The organism is Parashewanella tropica (assembly GCF_004358445.1).
Taxonomy (GTDB): Bacteria; Pseudomonadota; Gammaproteobacteria; order Enterobacterales; family Shewanellaceae; genus Parashewanella; species Parashewanella tropica.
Genome location: NZ_CP037951.1, coordinates 1471448 through 1484990 on the forward strand (window position 1 = coordinate 1471448; position 13543 = coordinate 1484990).

General features: G+C 41.4%; 12 protein-coding genes. 11 read left to right on the forward strand and 1 reads right to left on the reverse strand.

What is annotated here, in order from left to right; genetic code table 11:
• Positions 1 to 132 precede the first annotated feature (132 nt).
• Positions 133 to 933 carry a type I methionyl aminopeptidase gene (map, locus tag E2H97_RS06285; protein WP_133406346.1) on the reverse strand — a complete coding sequence of 267 codons (801 nt, stop codon included), beginning with the start codon at positions 931 to 933 and terminating at the stop codon, positions 133 to 135.
• Positions 934 to 1359: 426 nt separating this feature from the next.
• On the opposite strand from map, the gene rpsB reads away from it, so the two are divergent.
• From rpsB to lpxD, 11 genes are all read left to right on the forward strand, one after another.
• The gene (rpsB, locus tag E2H97_RS06290; RefSeq protein WP_133406347.1) at positions 1360 to 2085 is read left to right on the forward strand and encodes a 30S ribosomal protein S2; all 726 of its coding nucleotides are present in this window, start codon (positions 1360 to 1362) and stop codon (positions 2083 to 2085) included.
• A gap of 159 nt (positions 2086 to 2244) precedes the next feature.
• Positions 2245 to 3093 carry a translation elongation factor Ts gene (gene tsf / locus E2H97_RS06295; RefSeq protein WP_133406348.1) on the forward strand — a complete coding sequence of 283 codons (849 nt, stop codon included), beginning with the start codon at positions 2245 to 2247 and terminating at the stop codon, positions 3091 to 3093.
• A 328-nt stretch (positions 3094 to 3421) separates the two neighbouring features.
• The gene (gene pyrH, locus E2H97_RS06300) at positions 3422 to 4153 is read left to right on the forward strand and encodes a UMP kinase (protein ID WP_121838883.1); all 732 of its coding nucleotides are present in this window, start codon (positions 3422 to 3424) and stop codon (positions 4151 to 4153) included.
• Positions 4154 to 4194: 41 nt separating this feature from the next.
• Entirely contained in the window at positions 4195 to 4752 is a 558-nt protein-coding gene (gene frr / locus E2H97_RS06305; RefSeq protein ID WP_121838884.1) for a ribosome recycling factor, read from the forward strand.
• A gap of 122 nt (positions 4753 to 4874) precedes the next feature.
• Positions 4875 to 5705, forward strand: a complete 831-nt coding sequence (uppS, locus tag E2H97_RS06310) for a polyprenyl diphosphate synthase (RefSeq protein WP_133406349.1) — start codon at positions 4875 to 4877, stop codon at positions 5703 to 5705.
• Between the two features lie 18 nt (positions 5706 to 5723).
• Positions 5724 to 6578, forward strand: a complete 855-nt coding sequence (locus E2H97_RS06315) for a phosphatidate cytidylyltransferase (protein ID WP_133406350.1) — start codon at positions 5724 to 5726, stop codon at positions 6576 to 6578.
• 3 nt (positions 6579 to 6581) lie between these two features.
• Positions 6582 to 7772, forward strand: coding sequence for a 1-deoxy-D-xylulose-5-phosphate reductoisomerase (gene ispC / locus E2H97_RS06320; protein ID WP_133406351.1), 1191 nt, complete (start codon positions 6582 to 6584; stop codon positions 7770 to 7772).
• A 16-nt stretch (positions 7773 to 7788) separates the two neighbouring features.
• Positions 7789 to 9183 (forward strand): sigma E protease regulator RseP, encoded by a 1395-nt coding sequence (gene rseP / locus E2H97_RS06325; protein ID WP_133406352.1) that lies wholly within the window; start codon positions 7789 to 7791, stop codon positions 9181 to 9183.
• 89 nt (positions 9184 to 9272) lie between these two features.
• The gene (bamA, locus tag E2H97_RS06330; protein ID WP_133406353.1) at positions 9273 to 11744 is read left to right on the forward strand and encodes an outer membrane protein assembly factor BamA; all 2472 of its coding nucleotides are present in this window, start codon (positions 9273 to 9275) and stop codon (positions 11742 to 11744) included.
• 197 nt (positions 11745 to 11941) lie between these two features.
• On the forward strand, positions 11942 to 12391 hold the full coding sequence (locus E2H97_RS06335) for an OmpH/Skp family outer membrane protein (RefSeq protein WP_170308362.1): 450 nt from the start codon (positions 11942 to 11944) through the stop codon (positions 12389 to 12391).
• Between the two features lie 112 nt (positions 12392 to 12503).
• The gene (gene lpxD, locus E2H97_RS06340) at positions 12504 to 13532 is read left to right on the forward strand and encodes a UDP-3-O-(3-hydroxymyristoyl)glucosamine N-acyltransferase (RefSeq protein WP_133406355.1); all 1029 of its coding nucleotides are present in this window, start codon (positions 12504 to 12506) and stop codon (positions 13530 to 13532) included.
• Positions 13533 to 13543 lie beyond the last annotated feature (11 nt).

Genomic DNA, 13543 nt, shown 5'->3' on the forward strand with positions numbered 1-13543 from the left:
CTTGTATAGGCAAGATACAAAAGTTAATCATATGGCTCTAGTTAATTTAATTTAATTTTTAGCCTCAATAAATTCACATAGAAGAAAGGATACTAAAGCTGGAGACAGGTGCTCCAGCTATTGGGTTGGATATTACTTATGATTAATCACTCTTGGGAAATCTTCTTCTTCACGCAAGGTAAGCACTTCAACACCCGTTTCAGTCACTAAAAGAGTATGCTCCCATTGTGCAGAGTTTTTACCATCAGCTGTACGAACCGTCCATTTATCTTCTGCGTCAAGTACAGACGTATTACGACCAGCGTTAATCATAGGTTCGATAGTAAAGCACATGCCTGGGCGAATGACCGTTTTATCGTTGTTTTTGTAATGAACAACTTGGGGCTCTTCGTGGAATGTTGCACCAATACCGTGACCGCAATAATCTTGAACAATAGAGTATTTTTCTAGCCCTGTTTTGCTGGCTTTGATGAACTTCTCGATAGTCGTACCAATTTCACCCAGTTTCATACCTGGACGGACTTTACGAATTGCGAGATATAGACTTTCTTGAGCAATGCGACATAGGCGTTTGTTCTTAGGGGTAACATCACCAATTAAGAACATTTTTGATGTGTCACCGTGGTAGCCGTCAAGAATTACCGTGATGTCTAAATTTACAATGTCGCCGTCTTTAAGAGGGGTGTCATTCGGGATGCCATGACAAATGACTTCATTGACAGAAGTACAAATGGATTTAGGAAAACCGTGATAATTCAATGGCGCTGAAATAGCGTTTTGTTCTTCAGTGTATTTAGCGCAAATGTCATTTAATTCATTCGTGGTTACGCCCGCTTTTACGTGCGGCTCAATCATTTCAAGGACTTGAGCGGCCAGCTTACCAGCGGCGCGCATTTTTTCGATTTCTTCAGCAGTCTTGATGGTGATGCTCATTCAACAATTCTCATAGTGTAAATTTAAGGCGCAGCTACTTAAAATATGCCATCGTGTTGCCAGTAACACTTTAAGTCATTTTAAGTCTCTTCATTGCATTGTACACCGATATTATGGTATAAAGCGCGCCGTTACGTTTGTTCTAACAGTTTTGAATAGAAATTATTCAGTAATTTTCTACGATTCTTAGCTGTTGTGATAAGATGTGGCCGCCATTATACATGGCAAACATACTTATACTCAACGAAGATGAATCTAAGTTAAGTAAAGGTAAATTAACTACTAAATCACACACGTATCGTCACATTTTTCGGGGTGCCTGAAATAGCATTTTGGGTCGAATAAATGGGATGCGTGGAGGCGTGTTTGAAGACGGCTTAGCCGTTTTGCAAATACACAACCCCTTTTACAATTTAAGGTATTACAATGAAACAAGTTTCAATGCGCGATATGCTAAAGGCTGGTGTTCACTTTGGTCACCAAACTCGTTACTGGAATCCTAAGATGAAGCCATTCATCTTCGGTGCTCGTAACGGTGTACACATCATCAACCTAGAGCATACTGTGCCAATGTTCAACGAAGCACTAGCTTTCATCAGCAACATCGCTGCTAAGAAAGGTAAAGTACTATTCGTTGGTACTAAGCGTGCTGCTAGCGAAGCTATCAAAGATGCTGCTATCGCATGTGACCAATTCTACGTTGACCACCGTTGGTTAGGTGGTATGTTGACTAACTGGAAAACTGTTCGTCAATCTATCAAGCGTCTTAAAGAACTAGAAACTCAATCAGTTGACGGTACTTTTGACAAGCTAACCAAGAAAGAAGCGCTAATGCGTACTCGCGAGCTAGAAAAGCTTGAGAAGTCTCTTGGTGGTATCAAAAACATGGGTGGCCTACCTGACGTTCTTTTCGTTATCGGTGCTGACCATGAACACATCGCAATCAAAGAAGCTAACAATCTAGGTATCCCTGTTGTTGCTGTTGTTGATACTAACTCTACTCCAGACGGTGTTAACTACATCGTTCCTGGTAACGACGATGCGATGCGTGCAATCCGTCTTTACACTGAAGCTGCTTCTGAAGCTGCTAAAGCTGGCCGCGGTCAAGACATCGCTGAGCAAGCTGAGCAAGACGGTTTCGTTGAAGCTTAATCGAGACTTTCTCGAAGTGTCATAATATTTTTTTATTATGATGCGCTAACCAATTGATTAAATTGGTTTCAGGGGCCGATGTGCCCCTGTTCTATACCTGTTGTACTCAAGAATGAGTGTGCAACAACACTGGTCGAATTTTCTATAGAGGATTTAACAATGGCAATTACTGCTGCCCTAGTTAAAGAACTGCGTGATCGTACTGGCGCTGGCATGATGGATTGTAAGAAGGCGCTTACTGAAACTAACGGTGATATCGATCTAGCGATTGAGAACATGCGTAAAAGTGGCGCTGCTAAAGCTGCTAAGAAAGCTGGTAACATCGCTGCTGAAGGTACTATCATCATCAAGCAAGGCGAAGGTTTCGCTGCGCTAGTTGAAGTTAACTGCCAAACTGACTTCGTTGCTAAAGATGGAAGCTTTGTTGCTTTCGCTAACGAAGTAGCTGAAGCTGCTCTTGCTGAAAAGCTAGACATCGAAGCACTTAAAGCTAAGTTCGAAGAAACTCGTGTTGCTCTAGTAGCTAAAATCGGTGAGAACATGAACATCCGCCGTGTTGAGTACATCGAAGGTGCTAAGCTTTCTTCTTACCGTCACGGTGAGCGTATCGGTGTAGTTGTTGCTGGTGACGCTGACGAAGAAACTCTTAAGCACGTTGCTATGCACGTTGCTGCTTCTAAGCCTGAGTTTGTTAACCCAGAAGACGTACCTGCTGACGTAGTAGAAAAAGAGAAAGCCGTTCAAGTTGAAATCGCGATGAATGAAGGCAAGCCTGCTGAAATCGCTGAGAAAATGGTTGTTGGTCGTATGAAGAAGTTTACTGGTGAGATCTCTCTTACTGGTCAAGCGTTCATCATGGAGCCTAAAAAATCTGTTGGCGATTTCCTAAAAGAGAAAGGCGCTACAGTTTCTACTTTTATCCGTCTAGAGGTTGGTGAAGGTATCGAGAAGAAAGAAGAAGATTTCGCAGCTGAAGTAGCTGCTCAAATCGAAGCTTCTAAAGCTTAATTCTAAGCTTTTGGCTAACATATAGCCGTAAATAAGACCGCGGCCATGCTGCGGTCTTGTTATAAGTACCTGACCATAAGTTTCTTAAGATTTTTTGTGCCCAGTTTCAGTACTCTACTTCGTTGCAATTTCGGTTACATAGCTACGGCTATGCGTCCTTCATAGCGCCTTGTATTACACTAAACCTGAACACAATAATTTTCAAAGAACTTATCGACAGGCACTTATCCCCAAACATATTTGTGTTAACATTTGTTCATTCTCGAATAGAGTGATCAAATCTTAACGCAGACCCAATACCTTAATAGGTATAACAAGGATAAGAATTATGAGCACCAACCCAAAACCTGCATTTAGACGTATTCTTCTAAAACTCAGTGGTGAAGCCCTAATGGGCGATGAAGGCTTCGGTATTGATCCAAAAGTATTGGATCGCATGGCTCAAGAAATCAAAGAGCTGGTAGAGCTTGGCTTACAAGTTGGTGTTGTTATCGGTGGCGGTAACTTATTCCGTGGTGAAGGTTTAGCACAAGCGGGCATGAACCGTGTTGTGGGTGACCACATGGGCATGTTAGCAACCGTAATGAATGGCCTTGCTATGCGTGATGCTTTGCACCGTGCATATGTGAATGCGCGTGTAATGTCAGCGATTCCGTTAAACGGCGTTTGTGATGACTACAACTGGGCAGAAGCTATCAGCTTGCTAAAGTCAGGTCGTGTAGTTATCTTTTCGGCAGGTACTGGTAACCCATTCTTCACAACCGATTCAGCAGCTTGTCTTCGTGGCATTGAAATTGAGGCCGAAGTAGTTCTAAAGGGTACTAAAGTAGACGGTGTTTATTCAGCCGATCCAATGAAAGATGCTGATGCCGTAAAATACGATGAGCTAAATTACAGCGAAGTATTAGAAAAAGAATTAAAAGTGATGGATCTTGCAGCGTTTACGCTCGCTCGTGACCATGACTTACCAATTTTAGTCTTCAATATGAATAAACCAGGTGCACTTAGACGTGTTATCATGGGTGAAGAAGAAGGCACACTAATCCACAGTAAAGCTTAAGAATTTCAACATTAAGTCTTATTAAATAAAGGAATCTTATTGTGATTGAAGAGATTAAATCTAGCGCTAAAGAGCGTATGGCGAAATCAGTAGAGTCTACTAAAAGTCAAATGGCGAAAGTTCGCAGTGGACGTGCTCACCCAAGCATTTTAGATGCTATTCAAGTTTCTTATTATGGTTCTATGACACCGCTAAACCAAGTGGGTAACGTGAGTATCGAAGATGCTCGTACTCTTGCGGTAACCTTGTATGATACCAGCATGATTCAAGCGGTTGAGAAAGCAATTATGTCTTCTGACTTAGGTCTAAACCCTATGTCAGCTGGAACTATCATTCGTATCCCATTACCACCATTAACCGAAGAGCGTCGTCGCGACCTTGTTAAAGTGGTTCGTGCTGAAGCTGAAAATGGTCGTGTTGCGGTTCGTAACGTTCGTCGTGATGCTAACTCTGAATTCAAAGCACTTGAAAAAGAGAAAGGCTGTACTGAAGATGATGTTCGTCGTGGTGAAGACGATATCCAAAAATTAACGGATGCTCACATCAAGCAAATTGAAGAAATTTTAACGGCTAAAGAAGCCGAGTTGATGGAAGTTTAATCGACCATTGATTTTTTAAGCGTATAACCGCTTTTTCTTGGTTTCACAAGATAATTTGTAGAGATTAAACGCCGTGTAGGGGTATACTACACGGCGTTTGTTTTTTTATGAGGTTGCAATTAATGTCGTCCATCAAGGATTTCGAATCGGAGACTGCTGTTGTTGAAAAAAGTAACCGGGAGTCGGGAGCCTTACCACAGCAAATTGTTGAGCTGATCAAGCAGGCAGCTCCGCAGCATGTTGCCATCATAATGGATGGAAATGGTCGCTGGGCACAGGCTAAAGGTCAACCTCGAGTAATGGGGCACAGAGCAGGTGTTAAAGCCGTTCGACGAGCTGTTAGCACTGCTAGAGAAATGGGAATAAAGTCCCTAACTTTGTTTGCTTTTTCTAGTGAAAACTGGCGCCGACCAGAGCAAGAAGTTGGTTTATTAATGGAATTATTCTTTACGGTATTGCAGCGAGAAATCAAATTGCTGCACAAAAATGGCGTAAGACTTAATATCATTGGTGACACTTCACGATTTTCCGAACGCTTGCAAAAACAGATCAAAAAAGCCGAAGAAAAAACCGCTGACAATAACGCTCTAGTACTCAATGTTGCTGCCAACTACGGTGGCCGCTGGGATATCTTACAAGCTACACAAGCCCTTTCTAAAAAGGTTGCTACCGGTGAGATGACTGCAGAAGAAATCACTGAAACGGATATGTTTAATTTGTTGAGCATGTCAGATCAGCCTGAAGTGGATTTAATGATCCGTACCGGAGGTGATTATCGCATCAGTAATTTTATCTTATGGCAAGCCGCTTATGCAGAGCTAGAGTTTATTGAAACTCTTTGGCCCGACTTTGATGAAGATGTTTTTCATCGAGCCCTTCTTAGCTTTACCCGCCGTCAACGTCGCTTTGGTTTGACGGGACAACAAATCGACGAGCTTCAAGAGTCATCTTGAGGTTGAGAGGATAGTTTTTTGTTAAAACAACGAATAATAACAGCAGCATGTTTGATCCCTATTGTTTTAGGGGGATTATTTTATGCGCCTATTGATGTATTTGCTTGGGCCTTGGTTGCTATTTTTGCGATAGCAGCACACGAGTGGGGCAAGATTATGTCTCCAGACTCTAAAGCCAATCAATTGAGTTTTACTTTAAGTTTTACTTTGATTCTTGTGGTATTAAATCTGCTAATACCAACTAACCAAATTTGGTTCGGTGGCCATTTACATCCACTCTATTGGATTATTATTGCAATAGGAGCGGCTTGGTGGTTGCTTTCTCTGCTATTGGTATTTACATACCCTAAAAGCACAAAAATTTTAAATAATTCCATACTCCAGACTGCTTATGGTCAATTAATTTTACTGCCTTGTTACGCTGCTATTGTCACCTTGAAATCATTAGGAACGATCGGCACTCCTCATCTTGGTGCTGTTTTGGTGTTAATGGTGATGCTGGTTGTGTGGGCTGCAGATAGTGGGGCGTATTTTGTTGGTAAAGCGTTTGGTAAACATAAATTATTACCAAGAGTCAGTCCGGCTAAAACCATTGAAGGCTTACTCGGTGGTTTGGCTACAACCATGATTGTTGTTTGGATTGTGATGACAATCTCACCAGAACAAGAACTGGGTTTAGTTGCTGTTGTGACGCTTGTTGTAGCCTTAAGTTCAGCATTAGGTGATTTAGTGGAAAGCATGTTTAAGCGTATTGCTGGAGTAAAAGACTCTGGCAATATTCTTCCAGGTCACGGTGGTGTGCTAGATCGCATCGATAGCCTTACAGCGGCGCTTCCCGTCTTTACCATTATTTATTTAAGCTTCTGGATGTAATTTATGCAGAAATTTGTGGTGCTTGGTGCAACAGGATCGATTGGTACCAATACACTCGATGTCATCGCTCGTAATCCAGATTTATATCAGGCCTATGCGCTAGTGGCACATCAAAACGTAGATAAGATGCTAGAGCTATGTTTACTGCATAAGCCAAGCATTGCACATATGGTAGATACTGACGCAGCTAACGCATTACAGGAGCGACTTCCAGCTGAGCTTGATGTTCAAGTGACTACTGGCGAAGATGTTTTACTTGAGTTAGTGAGAGATGACTCAGTAGACACAGTAATGGCCGCAATTGTTGGTGCTGCGGGATTACTGCCTACATACGAAGCAGTAAAAGCAGGTAAGAGGGTATTACTCGCGAATAAAGAAGCCTTGGTTATGTCTGGGCGTTTGTTTATTGAAGCAGCCCGACACTCAGGTGCAACCATTTTGCCTGTGGACAGCGAGCACAATGCTATTTTCCAGTGTATGCCTGAGCGAATTCAAACGCGTATTGGTCATTGTGATTTGGCTTCTGAGGGCATTTCTCACATATTGCTGACTGGCTCAGGTGGACCGTTCTTATCACGTGATATCAATAGTTTTGATACGATCACTCCAGAGCAAGCCTGTAATCATCCGAATTGGTCAATGGGGAGAAAAATTTCCGTTGATTCAGCCACTATGATGAATAAGGGATTGGAATACATTGAAGCTAAGTGGTTGTTTAATGCTCGAAATGAACAGTTAAAAGTTGTGATCCACCCACAAAGTGTCATACATTCTATGGTTCAATATCGTGATGGTTCGGTAATTGCGCAAATGGGACAGCCCGATATGCGTACACCCATTGCTCATTGTATGTCCTATCCACAAAGAATTTCGTCTGGTGTGGAACCTTTGGACTTTTTCAAAGTCGGACAATTAAGCTTTTGTAAGCCTGATTTTGAAAGATACCCTTGCTTAGCACTAGCAATCGAAGCTTGTCATCAAGGACAAGAAGCCTCTACCATTTTGAATGCAGCCAATGAGGTTGCTGTAGATGCATTTTTAAACAATAGAATTAAATTCACAGACATCGCTAAGATGAATCAAGCATGTTTGTCAGCTGTAGTTAACTCAAAGCTTGATAGCATAGAAGATATTGTGGCTTTGGATAGGGAAGCTCGAAGCCGAGCCAACGCTGAATTACGAAAACTGATATAGGAATAATACGAAGTTAATGACGGACTTTTTGTGGAACTTAGGCTCCTTTATTCTAGCTATTGGCATTTTGGTTACCATCCATGAATATGGTCACTTTTGGGTAGCACGGCGCTGTGGCGTAAAGGTTGAACGTTTTTCGATTGGTTTTGGAAAGCTGCTATGGAGCAAATTTGGCAAAGATGGCACCGAATATGTAATCGCCATGATCCCACTGGGTGGCTATGTCAAAATGCTCGATGAACGGGTAGAAGAAGTACCTGAACATTTATTAGATGAAGCATTCAATCGAAAACCAGTTTGGCAACGTATTGCTGTTGTAGCTGCAGGGCCATTGGCTAACTTCTTGTTCGCAGTCTTTGCTTTGTGGCTCATGTTTCTCATTGGTGTGCCTTCAATCAAACCGATCTTCGACTCTACAGCCCCAAATACTCCTGCATCGGTGATTCAACCTAAAGAGCTTACTCAAATTTTAGCTATTGATGGTCATAAAGTTCGTGATTGGGATGAAGTGAATCTTGAGTTGGTTGGCGCGATAGGGAATAAGTCATTACCTATAACGGTTGCGCCACTTTCATCGCAATCACAAGCGAGTAGTGCTGAACAAGAAGTCATGACTCAAGGTCGAACTTATCAATTAAATACTGAAAACTGGACGTTCGATCCAGATAAAGAATCACCTATTACTTCATTAGGATTACATATTTATCGTCCTAAATTTGAACCAATCATCGATCAAGTTACTCCAAAGAGTGCCGCAGAAGAAGCGGGAATGATTGCGGGTGATAAAATAATCTCCATAAATGGTCAGCCATATACAAATTGGCTTACGGTGGTAAAGAGCATTCAAGCTTCAGCCAATAAATCATTACCCGTTGTTGTGGAGAGGAAAGGCGAAAAATTAACATTAATAGTTACTCCTCACCTTGCAAAGGGACCTGAGGGTAAAGATGTGGGTGTGATGGGGGTAGCTCCGCAACTGCCTAAGTGGCCGGAAAACATGCGTATTCAGTTAGAGTATGGCATAGTAGGTTCGCTGCAAAATGCATTAGACCGCACTTGGCAATTGAGTCTTCTCAGTATAAAGACTTTTGGAAAAATTTTTACTGGCGACGTTTCAGTGAAAAGTTTAAGTGGACCCATTTCCATAGCTCAAGGTGCAGGACGAAGTGCTGAATATGGATTTGTTAATTTTATAAAATTCCTCGCATTGATCAGTGTAAGTCTTGGCATTATTAATTTACTGCCAATTCCTGTACTCGATGGCGGGCATTTAATGTATTACTTGATTGAAGCAGTAACTGGGAAGCCTGTACCTGAGAAAGTGCAGGATATTGGATTCAGGATCGGGGCGGCGCTATTGCTAATGTTGATGAGTGTGGCACTCTTTAACGACTTTTCCCGACTTTCATAGATATCGGCTAGTGTGAGCCCTGTCAGAATGTGTAATAAAAGGCAAGGTTTGGTAGTTGGTGTAAGGATATTAAAAACAAGAAGTGTTCTATGAGATTAAATAAACTTTTTGCCTCGATGTTATTAGTGGGCGCAACGTATTCTGGAACAGCCGATGCGGCTTTTGAGCCTTTTAAAGTCACCGACATACAAGTCAATGGTCTACAGCGTGTAGCTTTAGGTGCGGCATTACTGAACTTACCTGTAAAGGTAGGAGACACCGTCGATGAGCTAAAACTGCAACAAGCAATTAAAGCGCTATATGCTTCAACCAACTTTGAAAATATTAAAGTCAGCCATGATGGCGGAGTGTTGATCGTTGACGTTACCGAAAGACCGACCATTAGCGAAATCACTTTTGACGGTAACAAAGACATCAAAGATGAACAGCTACAAGAGAGCCTTGATAGCTCAGGGGTAAAGGTTGGTGAGTCTTTAGACCGCACCATGCTTTCTGGCATCGAAAAGGGTCTTCAAGATTTTTACTACAGTGTTGGTAAATACGGCGCCAAAGTTCATGCAGAGATTGTGAATCTCCCTCGTAATCGCGTTGAATTACGCTTGAAGTTTACAGAGGGTGATGCGGCTGAAATTCAACAAATCAACTTCGTAGGTAATACCATTGCAACTGACGCAGAGCTAAGAGATAAGTTAGAACTTAAAGACTATGTTGCATGGTGGAATTTATTTGGTAAGCGCCGTTATCAAAAGCAAAAATTACAAGCTGACTTAGAAACCATTAAAGCCTTTTATCAAAACCAAGGTTATATCCGTTTTAAAGAAACCTCGACTCAGGTTGCGATGACACCTGACCGTAAAGGCTTGTACATCACAGTCAATATCGATGAAGGTTCAAAATATAAAGTTAAGAAAGTTAACTTAACGGGTGATTTAATGGGGCGAGAAGAGCTATTAAAAGCTCTGTTACCTATTAAACCAGGTGATACTTACGATGCGAGTGAAGTCACTTTTACAGAAGATCTTTACAGTAAATATCTTGGTCGTTTTGGTTATGCTTATCCGGAAGTGAAGACCTTCCCTGAAATCGATGACAAAACCAAAGAAGTGACTCTTAATATAAGTGTTAACCCTGGTAAACGTGTTTATGTTCGCTCGATTAACTTCACAGGTAATACGGTAACTAAAGATGAAGTAATGCGTCGTGAGCTGCGTCAGATGGAAGGCGCATGGCTAAACTCTGCTGCGGTAGACCAATCTAAATTATTACTGGATCGTCTTGGCTTTTTTGAAAAAGTGGATGTAGATACTCAACAAGTTCCGGGCTCTGATGATCTGGTCGATGTTGATTTCAAGGTGAAAGAACAGCCTTCAGGTTCGTTTAATGCTGGTGTTGGCTATGGCTCTGCTACAGGTATGAGTTTACAGTTTGGTGTTCAACAGAATAACTTTTTGGGTACAGGTAACCAAGCTGGGATAAATATCAACACCAATAAATTCCAAAAGAACATTAGCTTGTCATACTCTGATCCTTATTGGACAAAAGATGGTGTTAGTTTAGGCGGAAGTATTTTCTGGAATAAGACAGACTTTGGTCGTCAAAACCTAGAAGCCTATAAAAACCAAGCTTACGGTGTTGCGCTAAACTCAGGTTTCCCGATTAATGAAGTAAACCGCATTAATTATGGTGTAGGTTATCGACATAACACTCTTTCAGAATTACAGCCTAACCAGCAAACTCAACGTTTCTTTGATATTTATCGTAATGGTAATAATGATAAATTAAGCTTTGATAACTTTGAGCTAAGTTTAGGTTGGTTCAGGAACACGCTAAACCGTGGTACTTTCCCAACCAGCGGCTCACAACAACGCCTTAATGGTGAAATGACCGTACCTGGCTCAGATGTTCAATATTTCAAATTGGATTTTGATACAAGCTTCTATTTCCCATTAACTCGTAGCCATAACTTTGTTTTACTTGCACGCGCTAAAGCGGGTTATGGTAATGGTTATGGTAAGACAGGAAAGAATGACAACATTCTGCCATTCTGGGAAAACTACTACTCAGGTGGTAATACAACTTTACGCGGATTTAAATCTAACACTGTTGGCCCCCGTTCGTTTGTAGTAACACGTGGTACAGAGCCATGCCCAAGTCCAATTGGTGGTGGTTGTGGTATTCCTACTGATGAAAATCAAATCCAAGTAACTAGTGGTCGTTCTATTGGTGGTAATGCGATGGCTACGGCAAGTTTGGAAATGATTTTCCCTATCCCATTTTTAGACGAAGCTTATAGTAACTCAGTACGTTCTTCAGTATTTGTGGATGCTGGTAGCGTTTGGGATACAGAGTTTGATTACGATGCTTATCGTAAACTGCCTATAGATGAGTTTAAGAAGATTGCTGATTATAGTGATCCTAGTCGATACAGAGCCTCTTATGGTTTAAGTGTTCAGTGGTTATCGCCAATGGGGCCTATGATTTTCAGTTTAGCAAGACCGATAAAATCGTATAAAGATGATGATACTGAGGTATTCTCATTTAACATTGGTCGAACCTTCTAATTGTCTAAGTAAGGCAGAAAGCAGTGCTTTCTGTCCATAACTGACTGTAATTAAAAAGATGATGCAATTTGTCAAAAAGAATGGTTATACTCGGCAGACAAATTTTACAATTTAGATATAGATAGAACTAGGAGTAAGTTTTGAAAAAAACGGTAACTAAAACGTTATTAACCTTAGCCTTAATTGGTGCCCCACTGATGGCTCAAGCTGAGAAAATTGCAATCGTAGATATGGGCGCAGTGTTTGAACAGTTGCCGCAACGAGAGCAAGTACTTAAAGCGTTACAATCTGAATTTGCTGACCGTGAAGCTGCACTTAAAAAGAAACAAGAAGAGTTACGTAGTTTGGCTGAAAAGCAGCAACGTGATGCTGCGATCATGAGTAAAGATCAGCAAACTGAATTGCAACGCAAAATGGAATCTATCAGATCTGAACTTCAACTGAAAGGTAAAGCTCTTCAAGAGGATTTCCGTCGTCGCAGTGGCGAAGAGCAAAACAAGTTACTATCAAAAGTACAAAAAGCGATTGATGCGTTAGCTAAGAAAGAGAATTATGACGTAGTCTTACAACGTGGCGCTGCAATCTACGTTAAGCCTTCATCTGACATTAGCAGCAAAGTTGTTGAAGCTGTAAGTAAAAGTAAGTAATAGCATTGCAGCAAGTTTTGGAATTACTCGGATAATTCTGTAAACTTGCGCCTTATTCTAAAACCTTTTATTTCCAATATAATTGGAAATAAAATAAATGGAATTGGTATAAATGCAATCCATATCTCTAAAAGAGCTGGCTACTCGTCTTGACGGTGAAGTTCAAGGAGCTGATGATGCTGCGATAACCAGTGTTGCAACTCTTGAAACTGCTCAAGAAGGCCAGCTTTCTTTTTTAGCCAACCCTAAATACCGTAATCAATTAGAGTCGACTCAAGCTGAAGCTGTGCTGTTGTCTAACAAAATGGTAGGTGAGTATTCAGGAACGGCTATTTTTGTAAAAGACCCTTATGTTGCTTTTGCTCGTGTCGCTCAGTGGTTAGATACCACGCCTAAAGCGGCTGACAGTATTCATCCCAGTGCACAAATTCATGAAACAGCTCAGATAGGCGAGGGTGCCACTATCGGAGCCAATGCGGTGATTGGCGCTAATGTTATCCTAGGTGATGACGTTGAAATCGGTGCGGGAACGGTTGTAGGGCAAAGCTCTATCATTGGCTCGAATACTCGTATTTGGGCGAATGTAACGATTTATCACCGTATCACTATCGGTCAGCAGTGTATTATTCATTCTGGAACCGTTATTGGTTCAGATGGCTTTGGTTATGCCAATGATGCTGGTAAATGGGTTAAAATACCGCAAACAGGCGGTGTTCGTATCGGTGACAATGTTGAAATCGGTGCAAGCACGACAATTGATCGTGGTGCATTAGATGACACCATTATTGAAGACGGTGTGATTTTAGATAATCAGATCCAGGTCGCTCATAACGCTGTTATTGGTGCGCATACCGCAATAGCGGGTAATACAACTTTAGCTGGAAGTTGTAATATAGGTAAGCATTGTATCATTGGTGGTAATTGTGCCATTGCTGGGCATTTATCAATTGCAGATGGTACTCACGTTACTGGTAGCACTAACATTACCAGTGTTGTTCGAGAAAGAAGCATTATGTCTTCTGCTACAATTGCAATGCCAAATAAACAATGGCGTAAAAATACTGTTCGCTTCAGACAGTTGGACGAATTGTTCCATCGTGTGAAGACATTAGAAAAAGCAGCAGAATCAAAAGAAAGTTAGAGGAAACGTAT

Excerpts from the sequence above, each read along its gene's own strand:
- map (WP_133406346.1), bottom strand. The coding sequence starts at position 933 with ATGAGCATCACCATCAAGACTGCTGAAGAAATCGAAAAAATGCGCGCC.
- rpsB (WP_133406347.1), top strand. The coding sequence starts at position 1,360 with ATGAAACAAGTTTCAATGCGCGATATGCTAAAGGCTGGTGTTCACTTT.
- tsf (WP_133406348.1), top strand. The coding sequence starts at position 2,245 with ATGGCAATTACTGCTGCCCTAGTTAAAGAACTGCGTGATCGTACTGGC.
- pyrH (WP_121838883.1), top strand. The coding sequence starts at position 3,422 with ATGAGCACCAACCCAAAACCTGCATTTAGACGTATTCTTCTAAAACTC.
- uppS (WP_133406349.1), top strand. The coding sequence starts at position 4,875 with ATGTCGTCCATCAAGGATTTCGAATCGGAGACTGCTGTTGTTGAAAAA.
- ispC (WP_133406351.1), top strand. The coding sequence starts at position 6,582 with ATGCAGAAATTTGTGGTGCTTGGTGCAACAGGATCGATTGGTACCAAT.
- rseP (WP_133406352.1), top strand. The coding sequence starts at position 7,789 with ATGACGGACTTTTTGTGGAACTTAGGCTCCTTTATTCTAGCTATTGGC.
- bamA (WP_133406353.1), top strand. The coding sequence starts at position 9,273 with ATGAGATTAAATAAACTTTTTGCCTCGATGTTATTAGTGGGCGCAACG.
- E2H97_RS06335 (WP_170308362.1), top strand. The coding sequence starts at position 11,942 with ATGGCTCAAGCTGAGAAAATTGCAATCGTAGATATGGGCGCAGTGTTT.
- lpxD (WP_133406355.1), top strand. The coding sequence starts at position 12,504 with ATGCAATCCATATCTCTAAAAGAGCTGGCTACTCGTCTTGACGGTGAA.